Origin of the sequence: Streptomyces cavernae (assembly GCF_004023625.1) — a bacterium.
Lineage (GTDB): Bacteria > Actinomycetota > Actinomycetes > Streptomycetales > Streptomycetaceae > Streptomyces > Streptomyces cavernae.
This window is the reverse complement of record NZ_ML137711.1, coordinates 85,365-109,566: the sequence shown is the minus strand read 5'-3', so window position 1 is coordinate 109,566 and position 24,202 is coordinate 85,365. Positions and strand designations below refer to the sequence as shown.

18 protein-coding genes, 1 tRNA gene and 2 pseudogenes are annotated in these 24,202 nt (G+C 68.6%); 14 read left to right on the top strand and 7 right to left on the bottom strand.

Annotated features, from left to right (window positions below; genetic code table 11):
• Positions 1-405 precede the first annotated feature (405 nt).
• Positions 406-2,691 (top strand): transglycosylase domain-containing protein, encoded by a 2,286-nt coding sequence (locus tag EF387_RS05430; RefSeq protein ID WP_128375323.1) that lies wholly within the window; start codon positions 406-408, stop codon positions 2,689-2,691.
• Between the two features lie 898 nt (positions 2,692-3,589).
• Here EF387_RS05430 and EF387_RS05425 read toward each other — a convergent pair.
• Positions 3,590-4,057 (bottom strand): GatB/YqeY domain-containing protein, encoded by a 468-nt coding sequence (locus tag EF387_RS05425; RefSeq protein WP_128375322.1) that lies wholly within the window; start codon positions 4,055-4,057, stop codon positions 3,590-3,592.
• A gap of 450 nt (positions 4,058-4,507) precedes the next feature.
• Between EF387_RS05425 and EF387_RS05420 the strand changes: the two genes are divergently transcribed.
• On the top strand, positions 4,508-5,434 hold the full coding sequence (locus EF387_RS05420; RefSeq protein ID WP_128375321.1) for a metallophosphoesterase: 927 nt from the start codon (positions 4,508-4,510) through the stop codon (positions 5,432-5,434).
• Between the two features lie 183 nt (positions 5,435-5,617).
• On the opposite strand, the gene EF387_RS48040 is transcribed toward EF387_RS05420, so the two are convergent.
• On the bottom strand, positions 5,618-5,776 hold the full coding sequence (locus EF387_RS48040; RefSeq protein WP_155589737.1) for a hypothetical protein: 159 nt from the start codon (positions 5,774-5,776) through the stop codon (positions 5,618-5,620).
• Between the two features lie 72 nt (positions 5,777-5,848).
• Here EF387_RS48040 and EF387_RS48035 point away from each other — a divergent pair.
• Together EF387_RS48035 and EF387_RS05410 are read left to right on the top strand one after the other, a co-directional pair.
• Positions 5,849-6,349: pseudogene (locus EF387_RS48035) on the top strand (Pr6Pr family membrane protein); the annotation flags it as partial.
• Between the two features lie 33 nt (positions 6,350-6,382).
• Positions 6,383-6,456 (top strand) — tRNA-Pro (locus EF387_RS05410).
• 241 nt (positions 6,457-6,697) lie between these two features.
• On the opposite strand, the gene EF387_RS05405 is transcribed toward EF387_RS05410, so the two are convergent.
• A complete protein-coding gene (locus EF387_RS05405) occupies positions 6,698-11,293 on the bottom strand; it encodes an ATP-binding protein (protein ID WP_128375319.1) in 4,596 nt (1,531 codons plus the stop codon).
• Between the two features lie 338 nt (positions 11,294-11,631).
• On the opposite strand from EF387_RS05405, the gene EF387_RS05400 reads away from it, so the two are divergent.
• The gene (locus EF387_RS05400; RefSeq protein ID WP_238431351.1) at positions 11,632-13,308 is read left to right on the top strand and encodes a PE-PGRS family protein; all 1,677 of its coding nucleotides are present in this window, start codon (positions 11,632-11,634) and stop codon (positions 13,306-13,308) included.
• On the opposite strand, the gene EF387_RS05395 is transcribed toward EF387_RS05400, so the two are convergent.
• Positions 13,238-14,080 (bottom strand): PE-PGRS family protein, encoded by an 843-nt coding sequence (locus EF387_RS05395; RefSeq protein ID WP_128375318.1) that lies wholly within the window; start codon positions 14,078-14,080, stop codon positions 13,238-13,240. The genes EF387_RS05400 and EF387_RS05395 overlap by 71 nt on opposite strands.
• Positions 14,081-14,637: 557 nt before the next feature.
• Here EF387_RS05395 and EF387_RS05390 point away from each other — a divergent pair.
• Positions 14,638-16,062 (top strand): SNIPE associated domain-containing protein, encoded by a 1,425-nt coding sequence (locus EF387_RS05390; RefSeq protein ID WP_238431350.1) that lies wholly within the window; start codon positions 14,638-14,640, stop codon positions 16,060-16,062.
• 31 nt (positions 16,063-16,093) lie between these two features.
• Positions 16,094-16,987 carry a phosphorothioated DNA-binding restriction endonuclease gene (locus tag EF387_RS05385; protein WP_128375316.1) on the top strand — a complete coding sequence of 298 codons (894 nt, stop codon included), beginning with the start codon at positions 16,094-16,096 and terminating at the stop codon, positions 16,985-16,987.
• A 95-nt stretch (positions 16,988-17,082) separates the two neighbouring features.
• Here the strand turns inward: EF387_RS05385 and EF387_RS05380 are convergent, their stop codons facing one another.
• From EF387_RS05380 to EF387_RS05370, 3 genes are all read right to left on the bottom strand, one after another.
• Positions 17,083-18,600: a LacI family DNA-binding transcriptional regulator gene (locus EF387_RS05380; protein ID WP_128375315.1), complete on the bottom strand. Its 1,518-nt coding sequence runs from the start codon at positions 18,598-18,600 to the stop codon at positions 17,083-17,085.
• A gap of 48 nt (positions 18,601-18,648) precedes the next feature.
• A complete protein-coding gene (locus EF387_RS05375; protein WP_338058087.1) occupies positions 18,649-19,029 on the bottom strand; it encodes a helix-turn-helix domain-containing protein in 381 nt (126 codons plus the stop codon).
• A 75-nt stretch (positions 19,030-19,104) separates the two neighbouring features.
• The gene (locus EF387_RS05370) at positions 19,105-19,362 is read right to left on the bottom strand and encodes a helix-turn-helix domain-containing protein (protein WP_128375313.1); all 258 of its coding nucleotides are present in this window, start codon (positions 19,360-19,362) and stop codon (positions 19,105-19,107) included.
• 510 nt (positions 19,363-19,872) lie between these two features.
• Here EF387_RS05370 and EF387_RS48030 point away from each other — a divergent pair.
• From EF387_RS48030 to EF387_RS05345, 7 genes and pseudogenes are all read left to right on the top strand, one after another.
• Positions 19,873-20,046 carry a hypothetical protein gene (locus EF387_RS48030; RefSeq protein ID WP_238431349.1) on the top strand — a complete coding sequence of 58 codons (174 nt, stop codon included), beginning with the start codon at positions 19,873-19,875 and terminating at the stop codon, positions 20,044-20,046.
• Positions 20,046-20,132 (top strand): annotated as a pseudogene (locus EF387_RS48025) (hypothetical protein); the annotation flags it as partial. The gene EF387_RS48030 and the pseudogene EF387_RS48025, both read left to right, overlap by 1 nt.
• A gap of 340 nt (positions 20,133-20,472) precedes the next feature.
• Positions 20,473-20,598, top strand: a complete 126-nt coding sequence (locus EF387_RS49370; RefSeq protein ID WP_274388922.1) for a hypothetical protein — start codon at positions 20,473-20,475, stop codon at positions 20,596-20,598.
• Positions 20,599-20,775: 177 nt separating this feature from the next.
• Positions 20,776-20,979 carry a hypothetical protein gene (locus EF387_RS05360; protein WP_128375312.1) on the top strand — a complete coding sequence of 68 codons (204 nt, stop codon included), beginning with the start codon at positions 20,776-20,778 and terminating at the stop codon, positions 20,977-20,979.
• Between the two features lie 408 nt (positions 20,980-21,387).
• Positions 21,388-22,230, top strand: a complete 843-nt coding sequence (locus EF387_RS05355) for a helix-turn-helix domain-containing protein (protein ID WP_128375311.1) — start codon at positions 21,388-21,390, stop codon at positions 22,228-22,230.
• Positions 22,231-22,239: 9 nt separating this feature from the next.
• Positions 22,240-22,929, top strand: a complete 690-nt coding sequence (locus tag EF387_RS05350; protein WP_128375310.1) for a zinc finger domain-containing protein — start codon at positions 22,240-22,242, stop codon at positions 22,927-22,929.
• A complete protein-coding gene (locus tag EF387_RS05345) occupies positions 22,926-24,182 on the top strand; it encodes a hypothetical protein (RefSeq protein WP_238431348.1) in 1,257 nt (418 codons plus the stop codon). The genes EF387_RS05350 and EF387_RS05345 overlap by 4 nt, the downstream gene beginning before the upstream one ends.
• Positions 24,183-24,202 lie beyond the last annotated feature (20 nt).

The following is a 24,202-nucleotide window of genomic DNA, read 5'->3' as shown; positions in this document are numbered from 1 at the left end:
GGCGCCGTCCTCTCCCGAATCGAGGCTCCCCCACGGCGGCAGCGGCATATTCACCGCCGCCAGTTGAGGACGTTACGGAAGGCGGGCACAGCGCAACACCCCCTTCGGGCCCAATCTTGAATGGCCCGAACGGACTATGGGTTTGCGGCAGATCACCCGGGGGAGTGAGCTGGTGACATACATGAGTTTCCCGGCAAACCGGGGCAGTTCAGCTGAGTCACAACGGACGTCGAATGACGCATGAGGCCAATTCGGACACCCACTCACCAAATTGATTAGAGAACGTCCGAACGATTCGGGTTCGCCGGACGTACTTGATACGTGGGCCTTCTGCTGTGACAGTTGAGAGCAGCTTAGGCCAAGGCCTAGACGTATGTCCGGCGAATGAGAACGTAGGCTGCCCTCATGCCAAAGAAGCGCTCGGGCGGTGGTCTGTCTCCCATCCAGCAGGCTGCCAAGTTCCTCGGTGTCAGCGTTCTCGCGGGGGCGGTGGCGGCGGGCATCGCGCTGCCCGCCGTGGGTGCGCTGGGACTCGCGGCCAAAGGGTCAGTCGAGGGATTCGACGAGATCCCCGCCAATCTGAAGCGTCCGCCGCTGAGCCAGCGCACGACGATCCTGGACAGCAAGGGCGACCAAATCGCCACGGTCTACTCGCGCGACCGGACGGTGGTGGACCTCAAGGACATCTCGCCGTACATGCAGAAGGCGATCGTCGCGATCGAGGACTCCCGGTTCTACCAGCACGGCGCCATCGACCTGAAGGGCGTCCTGCGCGCCCTGAACAAGAACGCGCAGAGCGGCGGCGTCACCCAGGGTGCCTCCACACTGACGCAGCAGTACGTGAAGAACGTCTTCGTCGAGGAGGCCGGCGACGACCCGACGAAGATCAGACAGGCCACCCAGCAGACCATCGGCCGCAAGGTGGAGGAGCTGAAGTACGCGATCCAGGTCGAGGAGGAGCTCGGCAAGAAGCGCATCCTCGAGAACTACCTGAACATCACGTTCTTCGGGCAACAGGCCTACGGCGTCGAGGCCGCGTCCCAGCGTTACTTCTCCAAGAAGGCCAAGGACCTCAACCTCCAGCAGGCGGCACTCCTCGCGGGCCTCGTCCAGTCGCCGAGCCGGTACGACCCGGTCAACGCCCCGGAGGAGGCGACCAAACGGCGCAACGTGGTGCTGCGGCGCATGGCCGAGGTCGGTGACATCTCCGCGGCGGAGGCCGAAAAGGCCAAGCAGACCCCGCTGGGCCTGAAGGTCCGTAAACCCAAGAACGGCTGCATCGCGGCGGTCAAGGACGCGAGTTTCTTCTGCTCCTATGTGCGCCAGGTGTTCCTGAACGACCCGGTCTTCGGCAAGAGCAGGGAGGCCCGGGCCAAGATCTGGAACCAGGGCGGTCTGACGATCCAGACGACGCTCGACCCTAAGGCGCAGAAATCGGTGCAGGCGTCGATCAAGAAGCACGTGCGGAAGTCCGACAAGGTCGCCACGGCGGTCACTCTGGTCGAGCCGGGCACCGGGAAGGTCCTCGGCATGGGCCAGTCGAAGCCCTACGGCTACGGCAAGAACGAGACCGAGATCAACTACTCGGTCGACCAGAGCCTCGGCGGCTCCAACTTCGGCTTCCCGACCGGTTCGACGTTCAAGCCGTTCGTGGCCGCGGCCGCCCTGGAGCAGGGCCGGCCGGCGACGCAGGAGTACCCGTCGCCGTACGAGATGGACTACCCGAGCCCCGTCCAGACCTGCAGCGGCAAGCAGTGGGTCAACCAGGACGGCGCCACCGTGGAGAACGAGAACGAGTCGGAGCGCGGCCCGTACCGGCTGCAGCGGGCGATGGCCCTGTCGGTCAACACGTTCTTCGTGCAGATGATTTCGGACATCGGCCTCTGCCCGGTGATGAAGGTTCTCGACCAGCTGAATGTGACGCAGGGCGACGGCAAGAAGCTGCCCGAGGTGCCCGCGATCGCGCTGGGCTCGAAGGGCATCTCCCCGCTGACGATGGCGTCGGCGTACGCGGCCTTCGCCTCCCGGGGCACCTACTGCACGCCGGTCGCCATCGAGTCGATCACCCAGAAGGTGGGCAACTCGCAGAAGCCACTGGCGGTTCCGAAGACCAAGTGCACGCGTGCGATGTCGGAGAAGACCGCCGACACGATCAACACCCTGCTCAGCGGCGTGATCGACTCCGGTACGGGTCAGGCGGCCGGCCTCAGCGACCGCGACAACGCCGGTAAGACGGGTACGACGGACGAGCGTCGGAACGCCTGGTTCGTCGGCTACACGCCGAACCTCTCCGGTGCGGTCTGGGTCGGCAGCGCCACGCAGAAGGTGAAGATGACCAACATCACCATCGGTGGTGTCTGGCACAGCCTGGTCTTCGGCGGCAAGGTCCCCGGTCCCATCTGGAAGGACGCGATGACAGGCGCCCTGGAGGGCAAGGAATCGCCGCAGTTCACCACCGTCTTCATACCTCGGGACGACCCGAGTCAGGACAGGGACCGCGGTGACGGTGACGAGGACGATGACCAGAACGGCAACAACGGGCAGGGCAACAACGGCGGCGGCGACGGCGGCGATGGCGGCAACTTCCCCGTCCCGACGATCTCGATCCCGGAGAACCTGTTCCGGGGGACCACCAACGGCGGCGACAACGGCGGCGACAACGGCAACGGGAACGGCGGTCAGTGGCCGTGAGGCCTGACTGATCCAGGGGCGCTCCTCTTATGGGGGGCGCCCCTGATTTCTTGCCGGCACCACTGGTCGGCCTTTGATGGGGATGGGCGGAGTGGGGCCTGGTGCTGGTCGGCCTTTGACGGGGCTGAGTGGAGTGGGGCCTGGTGCTGGGCGGAGTGGGGCTGGGCGAGTGGTGCCTCGTGCGGAGGCGAGTGGTGCTGGGCGAGTGTGCCTCGTGCTGGGCCTAACGGTGCTGGGCGGGCGGGGGCGTCCATGGCCCAGTTCGGGGACGGCGTCCTGCCTGGAGGCTTCGGCTGTGTGTGTGGGGCGGGTCCGCCAGGGAGGGTCGGCCGCCTAAGAGGATCAGGTCCGCCCAGGAGAGTCGCCTACGCCTGGGGGGTCCGCGCGTGGGCGCCCTCATCCTGGTGGACGTCCTCCCGTACAAGGAGGACGTCCACCGCTGTCTGGGGTCCGCCAGGGAGGGTCGGCCGCGCCTGGGATGGGTCGACTCTGCCTCCGCAGGATCGACCGCCTGGGGAAGGCGATCGGGCTGAGCCACCCCGGGGTGAGCCACCCGGAGCGAGCCACCCGGGGTGAGATCGGCCTCCGCAGGATCGACGCCTGGGGAAGGCGACTCGGCCCCGGAGGTCGGCTCCGCCTCGGAGCATCGACTCCGGCCCGGAGACCGGCTGCGCCGCGCGCATTGGAGGAGCGCCCGCCTGGGCAAGGCGGCTCCGCCCGGAGGTTGGCTCCGCCTCCGAGGGGCGAGCCCTTGGGGACGGCGACTCCGCCCCGGAGCATCGGCTGCGCCTCCGAGGAGCGACCGCCTGAGGAAAAGACGACCCCGCCTTCGGGTCGGCTCCGCCTCGGAAGTCGGCTGCGGCTCCGGAGGAGTGACTCCGGTTGGGACGGGTCGGCTTCAGCCGCTCGCGAGCAGCTGCTTCACCACGGCCGCCACCCGGCCGCCCTCCGCCTGACCCGCCACCTTCGGGTTCACGATCTTCATGACCTGACCCATGGCACGGGGCCCCTCGGCACCCGCCGCCTTGGCCTCCTCGACGGCCTGGGCCACGATCTCGCGCAGCTCGTCGTCGGACAGCTGCTTGGGCAGATAGTCGGCGAGCACCCTGCCCTCCGCCTGCTCTCGCTCGGCCTGCTCGGTCCGACCGCCCTGTGCGAAGGCCTCCGCCGCCTCACGGCGCTTCTTCGCCTCGCGGGCGATCACCTTCTGCACCTCGTCGTCGGAGAGCTCACGCGCCTGCTTGCCCGCGACCTCTTCCTTGGTGATCGCGGAGAGGGTCAGCCGGAGCGTCGAGGAGCGCAGCTCGTCGCGCGCCTTGATCGCGGCGGTGAGGTCATCCTGCAGCTTGGACTTGAGCGTGGTCATGCGTCGATTGTCGCAGGTGTGACGACACGGGCGCCCTTTGTTTTCCACAGGCCTGTGGCAATCCCACGAAGGCGCAAGCCTGCCCTGGTTCCTGCGTTGTCACAGGCCGTACCTGCCCCGATACCCACGCTTCGCCTCCAGGCACTGCCTCCCCCCTTGGCCGCGGGCTGGACCGGGACCCACCGCGGGTCCCACTCGCCCGCCCCGGCCCCCGGGGCAACTTCCCAGCCTCTGGGCGCAAACATTCGCCAGCCCTCTGGGGGCCAACTTCCCCAGGCAGGCCCCCGGTCCCCCGGCCCCGGGGCCCTTCCGGTCCCCCGGCCCTCCCCCGGCCCCCGGGGCCCTTCCGGTCCCCCGGGGACCTCACTGACGTTCCACCACGCGTGGGGGTTTTCCACAGGCGGTCGGGGACGGCGCTCGGCCGTCCTCGCGGTCTGACACGATGGACACATGCGCGCGCGATACGGAGTGCCCCTGGGAATCACGGCGGTTGGCGCCGCCGGACTGTTGTATGCGGCCGGCTTCGAGGCCCGGTCGTTCCGGCTCCGCCGGGTCATCGTGCCGGTGCTGCCGCCGGGCATGCGCCCCCTGCGCGTCCTCCAGATCTCCGACATCCACATGGTCGGCGGCCAGCGCAAGAAGCAGCGCTGGCTGCGCTCGTTGGCCGGCCTGCGCCCGGACTTCGTCATCAACACCGGTGACAACCTCTCCGACCCGGAGGGCGTCCCCGAGGTCCTGGACGCCCTCGGTCCGCTGATGGACTTCCCCGGGGCGTATGTCTTCGGGTCGAACGACTACTACGGTCCGAAGCTGCGCAATCCGGCCCTCTACCTGATCGAAAAGGCCCAGGGCCGACACGGCCTCAACGGCAACGCCCCTGCGGTCGGCGCGATCCACAACCCCTGGGAGGACCTGCGGGACGCCTTCGACGGGGCGGGCTGGCTGAACCTCACGAACACGCGCGGGAGGCTGAAGCTGGACGGAGTCACCGTCGAGCTGACCGGCCTGGACGACCCGCACATCAAGCGCGATCGGTACGCACATGTGGCGGGCGGCCCGGACAGCGAGGCCGACTTCTCGATGGGCGTGGTGCACGCGCCGTACCTCCGCGTGCTGGACGCGTTCACGGCGGACGGCTACCCGCTGATCCTCGCGGGCCACACCCACGGCGGCCAGCTGTGCATCCCGGGCTACGGCGCGCTCGTCACCAACTGCGACCTGGACACGGACCGCGTTAAGGGTCTCTCGACCCATACGGCCGAGGGCCGGACGTCATACCTGCACGTCTCGGCAGGCTGCGGAACAAACAAGTACACGCCGGTGCGCTTCGCCTGCCCGCCGGAGGCGACTCTGCTGACGCTGATGGCCCGGGAGTAGTAGGAGTAGTAACGGAGTCGGGACGCCGAGGCGAGGTGGCGTCGCCGCGCGGCGACGACCTCCCCGAGGGCGCGGCCCTGCACGACCTGACCACGGCCGGCGGCGGCAGCCCCCCGGCCGGCCGACGCGGCCGACCGACGCGGCCGAATGGCCCACCCACTTAGCCGGAACTCGACCCTCCGCTTAGCGTGGGACCACGATCGCGCCCATGCCCAAGGACATGCCGGACATCCCCGCGGTCCCGGTCCCGGCGGCCTTCACCACCACGATCTCGTACGCCCCGGCAGCGGCAGTGGTCCCCTTGGTGCGGCGCCCACGGACGGCGGCCTTACGAGCTCTCACCGCACTGACCGCGGCGACGGGCGTCATCCTGGCGGCAACCCTGGGCAGCCGGGCAAGGCGTTCAGCTCCTTCACGGTCCAGTGCGCCGCCCTGGTCGCAGCGGTCCTCACCGTGTCGGCACACCGAGCCTGGACGGCGGCGCGCCCACTTCCACCACTCCTCACGGGCGGGGCACTGCTCTACTCCACGGCAACGGCACTCCTGCACCACGCCCTGACGCCCCCGGAGCCGGTGCCGACCCCCGCCGCCCTGCTCCTGCACACCGTGACCCCGGTCGCGGTTGCCCTGGACTGGCTCTTCCTCACCCGCCCCGGCACCCTGCGCCTCCACCACGCGGCCCTCTGGCTCGCCTACCCCGTGGCCTACACGACCTGCGTCCTGACCGTGGCCTTCCCGGCACCGGCGCCCTACGCCGTCCTGAACGCCACCCACCACGACAACACGAGCGCACCCACCGACTCGGCCATCCTGCTTCTCGCGCTCTACGCCCTGGCTCTGTCCTTCATCCTGCTGGACCGTCTGCGCACCACCACCCCCAAAAGCGGATTTCGTCTCCGGCCACCCGTGGGCTAAAGTAAACGACGTCGCCGCGACGAGCAGCGACATCGGGGTGTAGCGCAGCTTGGCAGCGCGCTTCGTTCGGGACGAAGAGGTCGTGGGTTCAAATCCCGCCACCCCGACAGTGAAGTACCAGGTCAGGGGCTTGATCCGCTTAGCGGGTCGGGCCCCTGAGTGGTTCGGGGGCCTTTTTGGGAGCCGTTTGGGAGCCGACTCCATATCCCGGCTCCCAAACGGCTCCCATCACCCCATCGCCAAGGCCGCTCGATCACACCAAGCGCGGCGGGTGGGAAGCCGTGCTCTTCCTCCCTCACAACCGTCCGAGCGTGTGCGAGCATCGGCGCGCCGCACGGGGTAGACCTCTCACACCCCCGCATCCGGCCACTGCCACACGGCCGCGTCGGCATCCGCGTCACGTACGCCCTTCAGCTTCACGTCAGCCATGGATTCGACCTCGAAGAAGCACAACGGATCGGTGATGATCCGCAGTGTCGGAGTCCCTCTGCCCTCTTCCAGGTTCGAGGCGATGACGAGCGAGTAGTTGCTTCCCTCTGCAAGCGCACGCGTGAGTTCGGCGCTGGTGAGAGAGACGTCGGCGGGCTCTGGTCCGCCATGAGCCTTGATCTCGTAGAAATGGCCTGTTGAGTCGACGGCATCCGCCCCCAGTCGTTGAAGACCTCGCTGATCTTCCAGTGTCCGACCACTCGCGCTAAGAATTTCGGCAAGCAGTGCCAGGACGGTCTTCTCCTTGTCCCGGTCCTGATAGCCGAGCAGTCCGGAACGCTCGTTGGGCGCGGCCCCGCCCTGACGCGGTTGCGGCAGTGAGGCGGCACGTCGGCTTCTCGAGGAGGACGCAGAGCGAGACTGCGACGAGGAACCAATACGGGTGGCCTGTGGGGTACGCGCCTGTAGTTCGGCCAAGGAGACCAGCTTGCGAGGCTCAGCCGACGGCGGGGTGGGTGTGGGTCCGACGCCGGACGGCGTGGGCGTCGACGGAGGAGCAGGGATCGACGGAGGTGACGGGACTCCGGTGGGTGAGTTCACCGGGCCGCTCGGCTGAGCCGGCACAGTGGAGCCCGAAGGCCGCGACAATTGCCGCTCCCGCAGCTGCGAGGCCAAACGCTCGCGCTCCTCATGATCCTGCTGACCAGATGGGACGAGGGGAGTGGTGGGAGCGTCCTCCGGCCAGTCCGTCTCCCAAAGATCGCGCCAACGGTGGCCGACGTGCGCGCGCTCCGCTGCAAAGAGGGAAGCGACGGCCACCCCTCCTCCCCGCGTGGTTTTCAGAGCCTCGGGGCTACTGACGAAGAGCGCCTTGGCTTCCCGATCGACATGCGCGTCGACCGGGACGTCGATCATGTCTTGGTCCTCGCCCGGGTTCAGCAGGATTCGCAGCCCCGGCAAGACCCGTACCTCAAGCCCCATCAGCCAGGCCCAGTCCGTGAAAGCCTTGGCGGCAGCTGGCTCATCCCGTACGAGGATGTCCTGCAGGCTGGCCACGGCCCACCGGTAGTCCTCGGTCAGCTGCCGATCAGGACGTGCGCGGTCCGGGGCGACGACACACGCTTCCGAAGCCTCCAGTTTGTGCACCTTGAGGACACCCAACAGGCCGGCGAATTGCTGCAGATCTCCGCCTGGCTGCCAAACATGCAGACGCTCGCCGAGCGTCCGCGCGATGGCGGGGTGGTCTACCGCGTAGACGGGCCGCCCCTTCGTCCAGCCGAGGGTGGTGCGCAGCGGCAGCCAGCGCAGCTTGGAGCGCAGGCCAGGAGAGATGGGGCCATCAGCCGACGTGACCGTGTTGGTGAGGGACCTCAGCGCCTCCAGCATCACACGCTGTTGGTCCGCGTGGAGCTGGATGCCGGACTGCGCTATCTCCTTTACCACATCAGCGAGGTCCTCGGGCCTCGGCTCCTCGATCCAGAGAGCGTCCCAGAGCGGGTTCAACTCAGGGTCAGGGATGGTGAAGGGCCGGAAGCCGCGAAGGATTGTGGGACCGCGGAAGCAGTCGCGCGCCCTCTGCCATCCCTGGTCGGTGAGCACGAAGTCGGTGCCACTGAAGGCATCCCGCACCTTCTTTCGCAGCTCGCTGTGGGCCGTTCCCGCCGCCTCACTCCTCAGCCGCCCCGCCAGAGCCTGATAGACGAGATAGACCTCGGCCTTGAGACGGTCGTCCACCGAGCCGGGACCCGTGGAACGTTTCCGAAGATCCCGCAATCGATTGATCAGCTGAGGAACGTCGGGGTCTCCGTTCACTCCGAGAGCTGCCAGGACATCGATACGATTGGACGTGGTCTGTTGGATCGCAGGGTGCAGATACCCAGGGTCATCCTGGCCGTAGAGCGCCTGCGCGTCGCGCGTGCACAAATGCACTTGCCGCGGAGTGCGAAGTTTGCCGCTGCTGTCCTCCAACCAGGCCGTCTCCCGGATCCGCCAGACCCAGAGGGCTGCCGTCTGGCCACGCACGTTCCATCGGTGGTACGCCTCCGCCGCCTGTACGTCCGCGTGTTCGGAGGAGGTGATCATGCCGGGTCTGCCAAGCGTCTGCAGCAAGGCCGCCGTACGACGTCTGCGATCCTGCGGGTTGTGCTCGGCGACAATGTGCTGGACCACGGCGTCCAAGTCCGGGCTGCTGCGGTCGTCTAGCGTGTAGTCGGCGCCCAATCGGCGCAGCTCCCTCGTGCGCGCAGTTGGCGACAGCCAGCAGTCGCGCGACAGACCGATGCGGGAGTCCGCCTCGTACCCCTTGGTCTCCCGGCCTGGCTGAAGCTCCTTAAGCCGGGGTGCGTCCGCCACCCCCAGCAGACGCAGGAAGGCTGTACGGCTCAGCCCGCACTGAGCTTGGGACAGAAGGGTGCGGGTATAGGAGCGATGCACCCACTTGATGCCAGGAGTCTTTCCCGCGGCGACGGCGAAACGATCTCCTTCTGTGCTTTGGAGCGCTTGGGGAAGGTAAGCGTCTACCGGCTGCACCTTGCACGGCTTTTCGTTGCCGTCGGAGTCGTACTCGTAGCCGTCGAGGAGGACGGCCCGTCCGATTCCGGGACCGAGTCGCTCCCGCACCTTCTTCGAGACTTCTCCCAAGGCCGTCTGGATGGCCACGAGTTGCTCGACTCCGCATCCCGTGTCACCTCCGACTGGTCTGCCCGCGCGTCCCATCCGTTCGATTCGGCGCAGTACAGCTGCGGTGTCGTCGCGCCGTACGAGACAGTCCTGTTTCCGCAGCCAGTCGAGGACACGTCGGGACCACTGCGAGTTCTCCGCGTAACTGGCATGGAGGTTCACGACGATACCCAGGGCGTCCAGCGGGCTGGTACCGCGTGGTTCGGCGTCCTGGGGCTCCGCGAACGCCACGCCGGGTGCCGTCAGCCGCAGACGCTGACCATCGACTGCAATGACACACGGCCGACTGCACAGCAGGAAGTCGAGGTCCGCCTCGATGGCGACTGCTGTGAGACGCATGGTCTGCCCGATGTCGTATTCCGTGTCGTCGAGCGAGATGAGCGCGTCACGCACCCGCACCTCATCAGCGAGTTCCGCGGTGCCTGCAGAGCGCCAGTCCGTCAGGACTTCGCGCCACTGGTGGGCACCGTCGCGGGCGCGTCGCGGAAACGTACTCGGCAGCCCGGCCAGCCGGGCGATGTCCTCGTCATCCAACACCCCCGACAGCTGCGGCTCCTCGACTGCGAGCGCCGACAGTGGCTTCGAGGTCCCGTCCGGGCAAGGCAGGGAGATCTGGGATGCCAACCACGTGCGGGAACGGTCGACCAGCGCCGCACGGATACTGTCCTGGAGCCGGGAGGGCGACGACGGGTCGGAGGGCGAAGGCAGCGGGATGAGGTGCCAAGCCGACGGTTCGACAACGCTGAGTACGTCGAGGGCAGAAGCGGCCCAGAGGTCCGCGACAAGCGGGACCAGATCCTCGTTCCATCGGCTGGCGGCGAATCCTTCACGGCTGACGACGGGGTCGAACTGGGCGTGCACGCGAGCTGCGGCTCTCAACTCGGCCACCGGTAGCCCAGCGTGCACACTCCCCAGTTCCGGTCCGTGCACCGGCAGCGCGACAGCGACCGGCATGGAGGCTCCCACCGCCTTGTGCCGACGGGTACTTGTGCCGTGCGGTGCGACGTGAGCGTCGTAGACCCGCCACCGTGCCCCACTGGTCGTCCGGGCCTCACGGACCCGGACATCCGCTTCCTCACCGTCGATACGAAGCCTTCGCCGGTCGATCTCCGTCCAGCTCAGCCTGAGCATCACGGGTGGTGTCTCGTCATCAGCTCCCTGCTCCCGCTGGCAGTCGCTGAGTGCTTCGACCCGCCTTACGTGCCGGAGAAAGAGCAAGGAGCTGTCGTTCCACGTCTCGAACCACTCGAAGAGCTCCGGGGCGGAGAGTGCGTCGCGGGCAAGAGGGATTCGGAAGACCGTCCACTCGGGCCCCGCGACTTGCTCCGGCACCACCAGCGGCTCGACCGCCCGAATGGACAGGTCGGCGAACCGCACGTGGAAGGGGTGACAGTGCACCTCCCAAGTGGTCGCGAGGGCCCGCAAGGTCGCCAGGCCGATGCCGAATCGCCCTGTGGCCTCCGCGTCGGAGGTCTTCCCGCTGAGCCATGGCAGGCCGAGCAGCAGGATGTCGGCCAGTCGTACGCCCTTGCCATCATGGGCGATCAACAACTCTTCGGGGCGCCAGATGAACCGGACTTGGGTAGCCCCCATGTCATCGGCGTTCTGCACCATCTCAGACAGGACTTGCAGACGGTCCGATGACAGCGTTTCGGCGCCCCTCTGCCCTCCCTCGGCCATCAGCCGGAAGACACCGGGCCCATTCTGAAGTCCCTCATCGAGGAGCCCCACCGCGCGAGCGGCTTGTTCAGCGGTCTCGACATCGATGCCCGGATCCGTACGCGGATCCGACAGCAGCGCTTCCACCGCCGCGATGAGCTCCTCGCCCTCGTTCACCCGGATCTCCTCCCCATGGGCTGTTTTCAAGAGCGCCCCCGCGCCCTGGCAAAGCCTCAGGGCAGATGACGCTCTGTCTGGCTACGACCGGCGAAATTGCGCCAAAGGCCGGCAGCACAGCGCGCGAGTCACCCCTTGAGCCACAGCGCAGACCGTGCGCTGCGGTCCGCACAAGCACACGGGTATCAGCTCACGCCGCGGCGGGTGAACGACCGAAATCACCTGATCCTGGGGCCTGATTGTCAGACCAGCATGCTAAGGGCGCCGGCCGCTGACGCACTCGTACCCCTTGAACTCGTGGGTCACCAAGACGAATAGCCTGTACGGCTTGTGCCGAGGTGACCACAGACGGTACGACGATCGCCATGCACCCTTGGTCTCCGTTAAACGACCGGCAGCTCGCGCTCCTCACCCGCATCGGGGCCGGAACCGACCCCGTCACGTCGGACAGCCCCGAGCTCGCCATCACCGCCCGCGCGCTCAAGGACCGGGGCCTGATCACTATGCCTAGGAAGAACGGGAGGTGGCAGGCGGAGATCACCGACGCGGGATGCTTCTACCTTGAGCATGGGCATCATCCCGACCGCCCCGAGCCAGTCCCACGCAAACCTCGTTCGGCGGCCCCTGGAGCCGAGGCGCCGGTTGCTCTTCGCCCTCAGCAGGACGCCGCTCCCCCGCCAGAGAAGAAGCCGACCCCGCAGCGTGCCGTGAAACCCGCACGCCCGTCACCAGCGGAAGTGGGGGCGGCGCTGATCGCGCAGGTGCAAGAAGCCGGACGATTCCTTCGGGTCCCGGACCCCAGCGACGCGGAACGGGCACGGTATCGGAGAGCTTTCGACGCGGCGCGGCAGTGCGCTCCGGAGGGGTACCACCTGAAGTACAGCGGGCGAGCGAAGGGAGATTTCTTCCTCGGCCTGCTCCGGGTGACCGGTGAGGACGACACCGAGTGGAACCGTATCCGCCTGGCACGCAGCCGTGTGATCACCGACGTCGAGGACGTGGTCACCGCGGTCACCGCGGACCACAGCGCCTTCGAGATCTCCGAGGAGGTACTGCCGAGAGTGCTCGCGCTGCTCCGGCTGCTCGCCGAGCAGGCTCTCGCGCGGTACGGCGAGATCGCGGTATCCAAGAAGCGCAAGCAGCCGAGGCCGCTGCTCACCGTCCACGGCAGAACGTACGAGATCAGCTTCCGCGAGCGGCAGAAGCAGGTCCGGTACGTGCCCAAACAGCCCGGCCGCCGTACGTACGACTGGCAGCGGGTCACCCCGGCGCACAAGTTCGAGCCGTGCGGCGAGCTGGAGCTGGTGGTTGGCCAGCACTCGGGCTACGGCTACGGCCACAGCTACGGCTGGAAGAAGGAGTGGGCCGACACCGCCAAAAAACCCTTGGAGGAACAGATCGGCTCAGTCTTCCGGGCGTTGAAGGCGCGCGCGGAGGAGCAGGAGCGAGCTCGGCTGGAACGTGAGGCGGAGCAGCGGCGTCTGCGAGAGGAACGAGAGCGGCAGGAGGCAGAGCGCCGGCGGCTGGAAGCGGAGCAGGAGGAACGCGAGCGACGGGAATGGGAGGCCGCTGTCAGTGTCGCTTCGATCAAGGCGGTTCACGCGGTGCGTGCCGAGCACTTCGGCACGGCCCTTGAGCAGTGGCAGGCCGCAGGGGAGATCCGGACGTTCTGTGCCGCTCTCGACGAAGCCGCCGCCGCATCGGAAGACGCCCTCGAAGGCGAGCGGCTGCGGGAGTGGTCGGCTTGGGGCAAGGCAGAGGCCGACCGGCTCGACCCCACCCTGAGCGGCGAGGGCCTGGCTTCTCTCAACTTCCACGCGGCCCCGACGGGAGATCAACTGCGGCCATTCCTCGACGGCTGGCACCCACACCGGCCGGAGAAGGAGAAGAAGCCCGCTACTCAGCCGACGCCACCCAAGGCGGAGCCAGATCCATGGCGCGGTCTCATCGACGCACATCAGGATCAAGGCTGGAGATATGGACGCCAAGGTCGCGCTCAAGGGTGGAGGCGATAACGCCGTGGCCGCGGTCGCGTAGGGCCTTAACCGCTTTCTCGACCAGCTCCCCGAGCCGGATGACCTCGGCGCGTAGGGCAACCAACTCGTCGTAGCGGTCGGCCTTGTCTTGGCCGCACCACACCCGGACGGTTCGCAGGACGGCCGCCTCCGCGTCCAACTTGCGCTCGTCCCGCCGACTGTAGGAGTACCAGGAGGGCTGGGCGCGCTCCTGCTCGATGTCCTGTTGCTTGCGGTCGACCTCCGGAAGGATCTCGTCGGCGAGGCGGCCGGCGACCTGGCGGGCGATGCGCTCGGTGACCTGCCACCCGGCCAGGCACATGCCGTGGCGGTTCTCGTACACCATGGCGTCGCCACGGAGTTCGGCAGCGTCGATGCCGATGAGTGGTGCCGTCTCGTCGAGGCGGCTCAGCTCCAGAACTCCCGCGTCCGCCACGGTTCGGCGTAGGCGCAGCCTGTTCTTCGGGCGGACGAACCCGAGGATCATGCGCGTGGCCTCGAACTCCGTGGTGCCCCGGACATGGCGGGATGCCTCGACCAGTGCCAACTCGGCCGCGTCATCCGCGCGGAACGTATCGACATCCGCCCACGGTGCTACGAGAGAGTCGGGACTGACCCATTCCTGCAGACCGGCGTCGTCGCCTCCGAGAAACCGCACGTGGATCCAACCAGACCTGCCAGGGCCGCCCACTCGAACGACCTCCACCTGGCGAACCGCGCCGCCCAGTTCCTTCGGCCGTGCGCGGTATGCCCAGTGCTCGCCAATCTCCATGTGCCTATTGAGCCAGGTCTGTTGGCCCCGTCACCGGGTGTTTGCCATAACTACCGGCGCGAGCTCCTCACCAGGCTGGCGCCCGCCCGGCGAAGCATCGCGGGAGATAGCTGTGCCCCCGGCAGCGACCGCCAGGGGCACAGCAGCGACTTTGTCGCGTTCGACATGGAACCCGTGTCCCTCCTTCAGAGAAGCCCTCACGCACGGCCACAGGACGGTTACGAAGTGGAATACGCGGGTGATCGGGTGGCTGATCACCAAGAAAATGTCACTCTATGTTTGCCGGAATTGTCCGGCGCCCTGTGTGCTGGGGAGCCACAGGGGCGAGGGGGTGGGGAATGAGTACTTACCGTTTCAATCCGCCGCCGGGTTGGCCTGTGCCACCCGCGGGATGGACGCCGCCACCGGACTGGCGACCCGACCCCTCGTGGCCCCCGCTGCCGACGGGATGGCAGCTGTGGGTTCCTGAGGGCGACTCCGCCACCGGCGCTCTCGCAGTCGGTCCTGCCGCAGGCTCTGCGGTGCCAGCCGCGGCCGCTCCCGGGAGCACGACGGCGGTGCCATCGCAACGGAAGGGCGGGCTGTTCGGGCGGCGTCGTGCGGATGCCGTGTCCGAGGCCGAAGAGCTGCGGGCGTGGATCGCAAGGACACAGGGGCTGGATGCCGCGCGGGTCGCTGGCCTCGTACGGCAGGTCGAGGCGGAGGCCGCCGCGCTGCGTGAAAAGGCGTCCGCCGAAGCCGCCGAGGAGGCCGACGGGATCCTCAAAGACGCACGCGAGACGGCGAAGGAGATCCTCGACGACGCGCGCCGGACGGCGAAAGAGACCGAGCGGGTCCGCAAGGAGGCCGACCGGCACCGCAAGGACGTATTCGACGCCGAGCGACGGCTCGCCGAACTGCAGGCCCGGATCGTCAACGCCGACGAGACCGCCATGCTGCAGGAGGCCGGGATCTATGCCTACCGGCATGCGCTGCACGACGCGATCGCCTACCGCAGCCGGCTCGACACACTGCAGAACGAGATCAAGACGCTCGCCCGTGCGGGCCGCGCCGTCCAGGCGGCCACTGACTGGACGGTCAACGGCTCCAAGCGCGAAGGCCAGAAGATGGTCCGCGACTTCTCGAAGCTCATGCTGCGTGCCTACAACGCCGAAGCCGATTACGCCGTGCGGTCGATGCGGCCGCACCGGCTGAGCTCCCTGGTGGACCGGCTCTTCAAGAGCCGCGAGACGATCGCCAAGCTGGGCGCCACCATGCACATCCGGATCGCCGACGAGTACCACAACGCGCGCGTACGGGAGTTGGAACTCACCGCCGACTTCCTGCAGAAGAAGGAAGAGGAGAAGGAGGCCCAGCGCGAGGTGCGCGCACGGGAGCGCGAGGAGGCCGCTGTCCAGCGGGAACTCGACCGGCAGCGCGAGAAGCTGAACAAAGAACTCGGCCACTATCAGGCGGCGCTTGAACGCCTGCGCGAGCGCGGCGACGAGGCGGGTGTGGCGGAGATGCAGGCCAAACTGGCCGAGATCGAGAACGCTCTGCAGGACGTCGAGTCCCGCGCAGCGAACGTCCGCGCCGGCTATGTGTACGTCATCTCGAACATCGGTGCCTTCGGCGATCGTATGGTGAAGATCGGCATGACGCGTCGGCTCGAACCTTTGGAACGCGTCTACGAGTTGAGCGGCGCGGCCGTGCCCTTCCGCTTCGACGTCCATGCGTTGATCTTCAGCAAGGACGCGGTCGGCCTGGAGACGGAACTTCACCGGCAGTTCGCCTCGCAGCGGGTCAACCAGGTCAACAGCCGGAAGGAGTTCTTCTATGCCACCCCGGCGGAGGTGCGCGATGCGCTGCAACGGTTCGCCGGACAGCATCTGATCGAGTTCACCGAGGAACCACAGGCGTTGGAATGGCGGGCCGGCAGGCGCATGGGCGAAGCCGGTGCGCCTGCCGCAGGCGCAGGAGGAGTTGCAGCCCGGACAGCGTGATGTGCGGCGAAGCATCACTACGATCACGGTCATGGATTGGCTGGAGCGTGCCGCGAAGCTGAGGCAGTGGAGCCGGGACGGGGTGCGGGCGCCGCACAAGCCGTTGCTGCTGCTGTACGCGCTGGGCCGTTTTCAGGCGGATGCCGCGGACGAGTTGCCGTACAGCGCAGTGGAGTCGGATCTGAAGCAGCTGCTGGTGGAGTACGGTCCGCCGCGTGGGACCACGCCCGCCTATCCCTTCCACCATCTGGTCAGCGACGGGGTGTGGGAAGTGCGGACCGAGCACGGCGTCGGCAGCCCAGGCACCGGGGTGCGGGAACTGCGGGCCAGCCGGGCCACTGGGCGGCTGGCCCCGGACCTTCAGGTGGCGCTCCGGCGGGAACCGTCGCTGCTGGGCCGCATGGCCAGGGTGCTGCTGGATCTGCACTTCCCAGCGTCACTGCACCAGGACCTGTGCGACGCGGTGAGCCTAGAACTGGAGCTGGCGGAGACCGACGTTCTGGCAGCGCCCGGAAGGCGGCAGCGGGACCGCCGGATGCGGGAGATGGTGCTGACCGCGTACGAGTACCAGTGCGCCTTCTGCGGCTACGACGGCATGATCGGCACGGCGCCCGTCGGACTGGAGGCCGCGCACGTGCGCTGGTGGGCGTTCGATGGCCCGGACGACGTCGACAACGGGCTGTGCTTGTGCTCGCTGCACCACAAGCTCTTCGACAAGGGCGTCCTCGGCATAGGCGACGGCCACCGCATCCTGGTCTCGCAGCAATTCATCGGCCGCAGCCAGGCTGCCCGAGAGCATGTCACAGCACTCGCGGGCCGTCCGCTCATCGGCCCCCAACCCGGCGCCCGGCCCATCGCGGCGGCCCACCGCTCCTGGCACACCAGCCAGGTCTTCCACGGCAGCCCACGCCCCACCGCCGCCTGACCCGGTGTGCTCAGGAGGCAACCCACGCGTGACAGGGCCTCGACCGTGTTCCGGTCGAGGCCCTGTCGCCGCATCGTATGCATCCTCATCTCCCGCTATTCCACCTCTTCACGGCGCGCTCGCAATAGCGTGTCGAGGACACTCACCGGCGAGTGAGGGCTCATCGCCAGGCGGGCGTCGAGCGCCGACTCCCACTGCTGGGTCAGTCCGAGCATGAGGCGCTTGCGCATGCCGGGGGTGACGTGGGCGTAGCGCGCCGAGACCGAGCCGTCGATGTGGCCCATGCGGTCGTCCATAAGGACCTTCGCGGTGCCGAGGTCCTCCATCACGGTCCGGTGGGTGTGGCGAAGGCCATGGGGTGTGAGGCCCTTGGCGATCGGGAGCCAGCAGGCGTCGGCCCGGTCGCCAGCACCGCGTCCTCGGGCCGGGACGCCTGGCCATGGCTCGCCGAGCAGCGGTACAGGGCGGGCCGGTTGCGGTGCCTTCTTCGGGTACCAGCCGGAGACCGCCGGGGTGAACAGCCACGTCGCGAAGCCGTTTCGGCGCCAGTGGGCAGCATGCTCCGAGACCGGGCCGCCGCGCACGAACCCCAGGTCCGCGATGGCCTGCTCCACCCTCAACCGTTTGGCTTCGGTGACTCGGTCGGGGTGGTTGAGGACGTTGGACACCGTGCCCGTCGAGACGCCGGCGCGGCGCGCGACGTCGACGAGCTTCGCGCCCTGGTGGCCGCCGGGGCGAGCCGCGCCCTGCCCGCGGAAGACGTACGTCTTGCCGTGACACGGGCAGGGGATCGGCTTCGTGCGGGCGACGTGGTTGGCGACCAGGGCCGACAGCCAGTCCATCGCGTCGATCTTGCGGTAGCTGTCGTCCTTGGGCGGGCAGCGCACCAGCTCGCCGGTGTCGAGTTCGTACAGCTGCCACTCGACGCGGATCGAGCCGGGGCGGGCGAACTCCGCCTCCAAGCCGACGATCTCGCCCCATCGCATGCCGGTGTAGCCCTTGAGGACCACGGCGACGAACTCGTCGTCGCGGCCCGAGAGCAGGGCGGCCCGTTCGGCGGTCAGCAGGATGCCGAGCGCGTCGGTGACAACCTTCTCCGGGCCGCGGTCGCGGGAGCGGCCAGCGCGCTTGCCGCGTCCGCGCCGTCGGGCGGCCGGGTTGGACGTGATCAAGCCCTCGTCGATCGCGTCCTCGAAGATCAGGTGGAGCGTCGAGCGCCAGGTCTTGACGCTGGAGGCCGCGTAGACGGCCTTCTCCTTCTTCTCCCACAGGTCGACGTCCGTGCGGAGGATGCCGGCGAGCGCCTTGTCCTCGAAGTCGGGGAGCAGGTGCTCCTCGATGTGGCGCTTGTAGTTCTGCATGGTCGAGGCGGCCAGGTCCTGGGCCTCGTACCAGCGGTTCGCGTACTCGCCGAAGGTCTCCTGGCCGAGTGCCGGGTCGCGCCACTCACCGCGCCGGTACTTGTTCTCGGCCTCGCTCGCGGCGCGCTGGGCCTCGCCCTTGGTGGCGAAACGGATCGCTTTGCCGTTGTCGTCGACGACCGTGTTGTGCTTGCCGGGCGCGGTCTTGTATCGGCCGCGCCAGTAGTTTCCGCGCTTCTCCGCGAAGCCCAACTTCCGTCTTCCTCTCCTGCTCTTGGCCTGTGGCTGGGCGCGGGACCGCTACGCGACGGTCTCGTACTGGATACGGCGTGGCGGCCGGGCTCGCAGACGCCCTGTCGTCGGTGCCGTGGTCGGCCGAGGAGACTGGGTGGCACGAGTTCGTGCAGCGGGAGGCGTTGTCGGTGCGGGACCGGCCGGCGCCCTGCTAACGGATCGGTTCGGGCGCTCTTCGTGGAGGCGGACGATCTCGGCGAGGTGTTCGGCGGTGAAGCGGTAGGCGCGGCCGACTCGGGTGTGCGGGATGAGGCCGCGGCGGGCGCGGTCCTTGACCCACCAGGCGGAACAGCCGAGGGCTTCGGCGATCTCTTCGGGGCGGTAGAGACAGGGCAAGGGGACTCGGCCCTCGGCGCTGGGAAGGCGGCGTGCGAAGACAGGGGGTATCTCGGAGTGGTGCAAGAAGGGCGGGTCCTAACTCGGTGGGGAGCGTGCTCGGTCAGCGGTGCTTGACGGATCTCGTCACGTGTCGGTCGGCTCCTGCAGCACCACGAGGGGCGAGACGAGGAGGGCCTCGGCGATCGCGATGAGGTCGTCGATGTCGCATCGGCGCTGGGCGCGTTCGATGCGGGACAGCATCGTGTTGGACATCGGGTGGCCGAGCGCGGTCACGCGGCCGGCGAGCTGGCGTTGCGACAAGCCGCGTGCGGTGCGGAGGATTTCGATGATGCGGGCCGCCCGTATCCCTGCGGTCCCGATTTCCAATGAGCGTGCGGGCATGACTCCAATTGAAGCGTCCATTCGCCGGTTTGGTTAACCGGCGATCCCGGTCTATATTGCGCTCGCTCGGTTCGCCGTGCGGCGGATTGCCGGGGTCGGGAACGGTCGCGGACCGGCATGCCGATCGGGCTCTGCGACCGCTCTGACGTGGTGTGTTGTGTTGTAGCTTCCTCGTCAACGCCACGTCAACGGATTCCCGGCGTGATCCTTCTGGCTCGGCGTCCGGGACAACTATTTCGTCAACCGGCGATCGTGGCTTACTGTTTTGGGACCGCCCTTCACCACCTGCTTTTCGGCAGCCTTTCTGCCGTGAGAGATTGCGCGGGATTGGGCTGGACTTGCGCGGCCGGGGTGTGGCTATGTTGACGACACCCCCGGACAGCGCGAGCGGCCATCGGCGCGCCCCGCGCCACCGGTCGGCCGACTCCCCACCCCTGACGCCCTACCGCCACGATCGACGGTGAGCCGTGGGCGCCCGCCCACCTGCAACCGAGTGAGAACCCGCCCCTCTTGGCCCGAATCCGCATGCACCAGGGCGAGGAGGTCGGCCCCGGCACCTGGCCCACGATCATCGACGCGGGCGTGTGGGCGGAGGTGCGGACGCGGCGCGAGTACCGGTCGGCGGTGTACCGGGAGGCGCTCAGCAAGCCCGCGCAGCGCTACTACCTGCTGCGTGGCTGGTGATGTGCGGACGCTGCGGGACGTTGATGTCCGGTACGCCCAAGGGCACCGGGCCGGTCTACCAGTGCCACCGCCGGGGCCGGAACGACGAGAAGAAGTGCACCCGGTCGATCAGGGCCCAGACGCTTGAGCACTTCGTCGTCGACGCCGCGGTCGAACTGCTCGGCAAGCTGCGCGTCGACGATCGGCTCGCCAGTAGCAACCTCTCGGAAAGTGTGACCCAGGAGTTGGAGGACGACCAGCGGCAGCTCGGCGAACCGAACCAGATGTGGACCGCGAAGGAGATCTCCACGGCGGAGTACCGCAAGATGCGCAAGGAGATCACCGACCGGATCGCCAAGGCGCAACGCAAGGTCGTCGTCCGGCCTATGGTGCTCCCTCGACGGCCTCACGGGCGCGGGCGCACGGGCCGCCTGGGACGCCGAGGACATGACGGACGAGCGGCACAACGCGGTACTGCGGTTCCTGTTCTCCGGGGTGGTCATCGACGAGCCAAAGAAGTTCGGCCGGTACATGGACTGGGACCGGATCAGCATCGAGCAGAACCCACTGTAGCGGGGCGAGGCCGGTGGAATTCGCCCTGCCGACCGAGGCGACGAAGGGCGCAACATAGCCGACGATCGCCGGTTAGCCTAACCGGCGATTCTCCGGAGCATGGACCTCCCCAGCCAACCCGTCGGCCCTCACCACACACCGGTGGGCCGCCGACCGAACGCCGCCCTGAGGACGTCCATGCCCAAACGCCAGACCGAACCCGCCGTCACCCAGCCCGTCACCGCCCCCGAAGGAGCCCGCGCCGTCCGTCAGACGGTGGACTCGGCAAGGGACGCCGCTCTCCAGCGCGTATGCGCGGGGTTCACGACGACGATCAGCCCACAGAGCGCCGCACGGCTCGCGGACCTGCTCTCTACCTCGACCTACGTCCAGGCGGCCTGACCGGAGCCGGAGGAACGGTCCCGCCTCGTCGCGGGTCCGAGGGCGGCCGGCACTGGCTCGCAGGGCGGCTCTGCAGCCGCTAGTAACCGGCATCAGCGCACCGGCTAGCAGCTTCGGATACGCAGCCAAGGACGCGTTCGCCGTGAGCTGTGTGGTTTCTCGGCCGAACGCTGGATCTTCGCGCGCGGGTGTGGCTGTCTTGTGTTCCGCCTGGAGCGCTGGCCCGCAGGAACAGCGACCCCAGCGCGCCCTGGGCCAAGGAATCGCCTATGGCCGGGTCTCATCCCCCCGCGCCCTCGCGACCCTCACCGACACGTCGGCACCGGGACCGTGCCCCACCCCCACCCTGTGCACCGCCCGAAGAGGGCCCGTCGCACCCGCCTGCCCTGATGAAGGAGCCACCACCCGATGAGCTACGACGCCCGCGAATGGGTTTGGGACCACAGCAACAGCAAGGGCACCGCCCGCATGGTCCTCGCCCTGATCGCCGACCGGTGCCGCGATCGCCGCTGCATCGCGTACGCGTCCGTGCCCACCCTCATGAAGCGCTCGAACGCCTCCCGTACGGCCGTGCGCGACGCCCTCACGAAGCTGATCGCCAGCGGGGAGCTGACGCAGCTCGCGGGCCGCAAGGGGCCGCGCGGAGAGACGTACTACCACCTCCCGATCGCCGCCTCCTTCCTCGCCGACCAAGTAGACGAGGGGGACCGGAATTCGGCCCCTCCGGGGGGTCGGATTCCGACCCTCGGAAGGCCGGAATCCGACCCTGCCGACGTCTTCGAAGGGGAGCGGGATAACGGCCCCGGGGACCGGATTCCGACCCCTGGTGGGACCGGATTCCAGCCCTCCGGGGGCGCGGATTCCGACCCCCAGAACGGTAGTGAACCGAAGGTGAACGGTAAGAGCAGCAGCTCTGCCTCCCCCATCACCGCCGCCCAGTGGGAGATCGACGACGCCACCTGGACCTGGCTGCGGCACGACGGGCACCTCGCCCGACTCGGCGAGCACGGCCTGCGGGCGGCCGACGAGAAGTGGCGCACCTACCGGGCGACGTGGGCGCCCCGCCCAGCCGCCGCGTGGGGCGCCGACTGGCGCACATGGATCGCCCGGGAACGCACTCCCACCCCGGAACGGCCGAACCTGCGCGCCCTGCCCGGTGGTGCCACCCCACTCGCAGGCGGCATGACCCGCGCCGAAGCACACACCGCCGCCCTCCTCGCCGCCCTCGACGAACCGACAGGAATGGAGTAACCCACCCCCTTGGAACGCCGCGAAGTCGCCGCCGTCCTCGCCTACATCGGCCGCCTGGACCCCCGCACGATCCGTACCGACCCAGGCGAGGCCCGCGACCAGCTCGCCCAGTGGCACGAACTGCTCCACGACGTCCCCTTCGCCACGAACTACGGCTGGGATGTCCGCGAGGCGATTCAGGCGCACGTCCTCGACTCGCCCTACCCGATCCTGCCCGTGGACGTCGCCCGCGCGTGGCGCACGTACCGCCGCGACCGTCTCGACCGGCACACCGACCCCGCGCCGGCCGCCGACCCCGACGACCCGACCGCATGGCGGGCCGAACTGCTAGGCACCCGGCAGGCCGTGGCCACCGGAACGGCTGCGCCCTCGACGCACCGACAGCTCACCAACGGTGGCCCGCACCCCGACGTGGAGGCCCGCGTGCGCGCCATCGGATCGTGCGTCCCACCGACAATCCGCGCGGCGCTCGCCCCCTATCGTCCGGCCCGTGCCGCACGCGAGGCCGCCGTGGCCGAAGGGCTCCCGGACGCCCTTGGCGTCCGGTGCCCGTGGTGCCATGCCCGCGAGGGCGAACCCTGCCGCAGTCGACGCGTGGGCCCCGACGGCCGCGCCCGAGGCAATGCGCCCCGCACCACGCCTCACCCGACGCGCCTCGACCTCGCCGCCGAGGAAATCACCCGACAGGGAGCTGCGTGACCTACCCCTTCGAACTCTCGTCCCTGCTCGCGATCGGCGCGCCGTTCCTCGTCGTCACCTTGCTCGCTGGATGGCTGCTGCGCCGACGCGCCCAGAAGCCCGGTGTCGGGCAGCGACGTGGCACCGCCGCCATCCCGGTTGCCGCTGTCGCCGCGATCGGCTGCACCGCTTACAGCGCGGACACCAGCTGGCGCTTCGCCGCCGACTACCTCGACATGGGCAGCACCGTCGAGCGCGCCTTCATGTTCGCCACCGCTGAACTGGCTTTGTTCGCAATGGCCTTGATGGCGCGCCAGAACCTGAAGGGTCCCAGGCAGGCGCCGGGTCCGCCTGGCGTCCTGGTATGGGTGATCACCGGAGGCCAGATCATCCCCGCCTACGCCGAGTCCGGTCCCGTCGGCGGCACGGTCCGCGCCCTGATCGGCCCGGTGATGGCCGCAGTCCTCTGGCACCTGGCCATGGGAATCGAGCTACGCCACCACACCCCCGAGGCCGCCTCACGCAGCCTGCTCGCGATCCTCGGCCGGCAGGCACGCGAGCGACTCCTGGCGCGCCTGGGCATCCACGACCAGGACGCCGATGCCGCACGACTCATCCGCGAGCGCGCCCTGAGCCGGGCCGTCACGCTGATCCTCCGCATCGAAGCGATGCCCGAGACGAAGCGCAACAAGAGGCGTGGCCGACGTGCGACTCGGCGCCTGCACGAAGCGCTGGAGAGGGCCGACGTCGACGGTGATCCTCGCCAGGACGAGCTGCTGCTGCGGAAGCTCGGGACCCGGCAGCAGGCCACCCGGTTGGCCTCGCTCCCACTGCCCGAACGGTGGGAGACGCCCGGAGACCGAGTCAGTCGGCCCCGCACTGCCGCGGCGAAGCGGGCAAGGCCCGAGTGCCCGGAGGCCGTACCGAATCCGGGCGACGAAGGCGTACACCGGTCGGACCGCCCGGAATCCATCGTCCGCCCTCAATCCGCTACTGATGCGGGCGCGGAGGTGAGTACGGCCAGAGACGCGGATGCCGAGCCTGGCGAGAAGCCGGAGCCGAAACGCCCGGGTCGCAGGCCCGACCTGCCGCGGGATGCCCTCATCGCGTACGCGGAGCGCATCTACCGCGAGACGGGTCGCCTCTCGCGTGACTCCCTCAAGGCAGCCGTCCGTGCCGACGGCCACCAGGTCGGCACCGACCTGGCCCAGAGCATCGTCAACGCGGTCAAGGCCGAGCACCAGGCCCCCGCCCGTACAGGCCACCCCCACTGAACGTTCCCCCCGCACTTCCA

Coding starts and splice junctions, on each gene's coding strand:
- EF387_RS05360 (WP_128375312.1), top strand. CDS start 20,776: ATGCCCAAACGCCAGACCGAACCCGCCGTCACCCAGCCCGTCACCGCC.
- EF387_RS05430 (WP_128375323.1), top strand. CDS start 406: ATGCCAAAGAAGCGCTCGGGCGGTGGTCTGTCTCCCATCCAGCAGGCT.
- EF387_RS05385 (WP_128375316.1), top strand. CDS start 16,094: ATGGATTGGCTGGAGCGTGCCGCGAAGCTGAGGCAGTGGAGCCGGGAC.
- EF387_RS05425 (WP_128375322.1), bottom strand. CDS start 4,057: ATGACCACGCTCAAGTCCAAGCTGCAGGATGACCTCACCGCCGCGATC.
- EF387_RS05395 (WP_128375318.1), bottom strand. CDS start 14,080: ATGGAGATTGGCGAGCACTGGGCATACCGCGCACGGCCGAAGGAACTG.
- EF387_RS05355 (WP_128375311.1), top strand. CDS start 21,388: ATGAGCTACGACGCCCGCGAATGGGTTTGGGACCACAGCAACAGCAAG.
- EF387_RS49370 (WP_274388922.1), top strand. CDS start 20,473: ATGACGGACGAGCGGCACAACGCGGTACTGCGGTTCCTGTTCTCCGGG.
- EF387_RS05420 (WP_128375321.1), top strand. CDS start 4,508: ATGCGCGCGCGATACGGAGTGCCCCTGGGAATCACGGCGGTTGGCGCC.
- EF387_RS05370 (WP_128375313.1), bottom strand. CDS start 19,362: ATGCCCGCACGCTCATTGGAAATCGGGACCGCAGGGATACGGGCGGCC.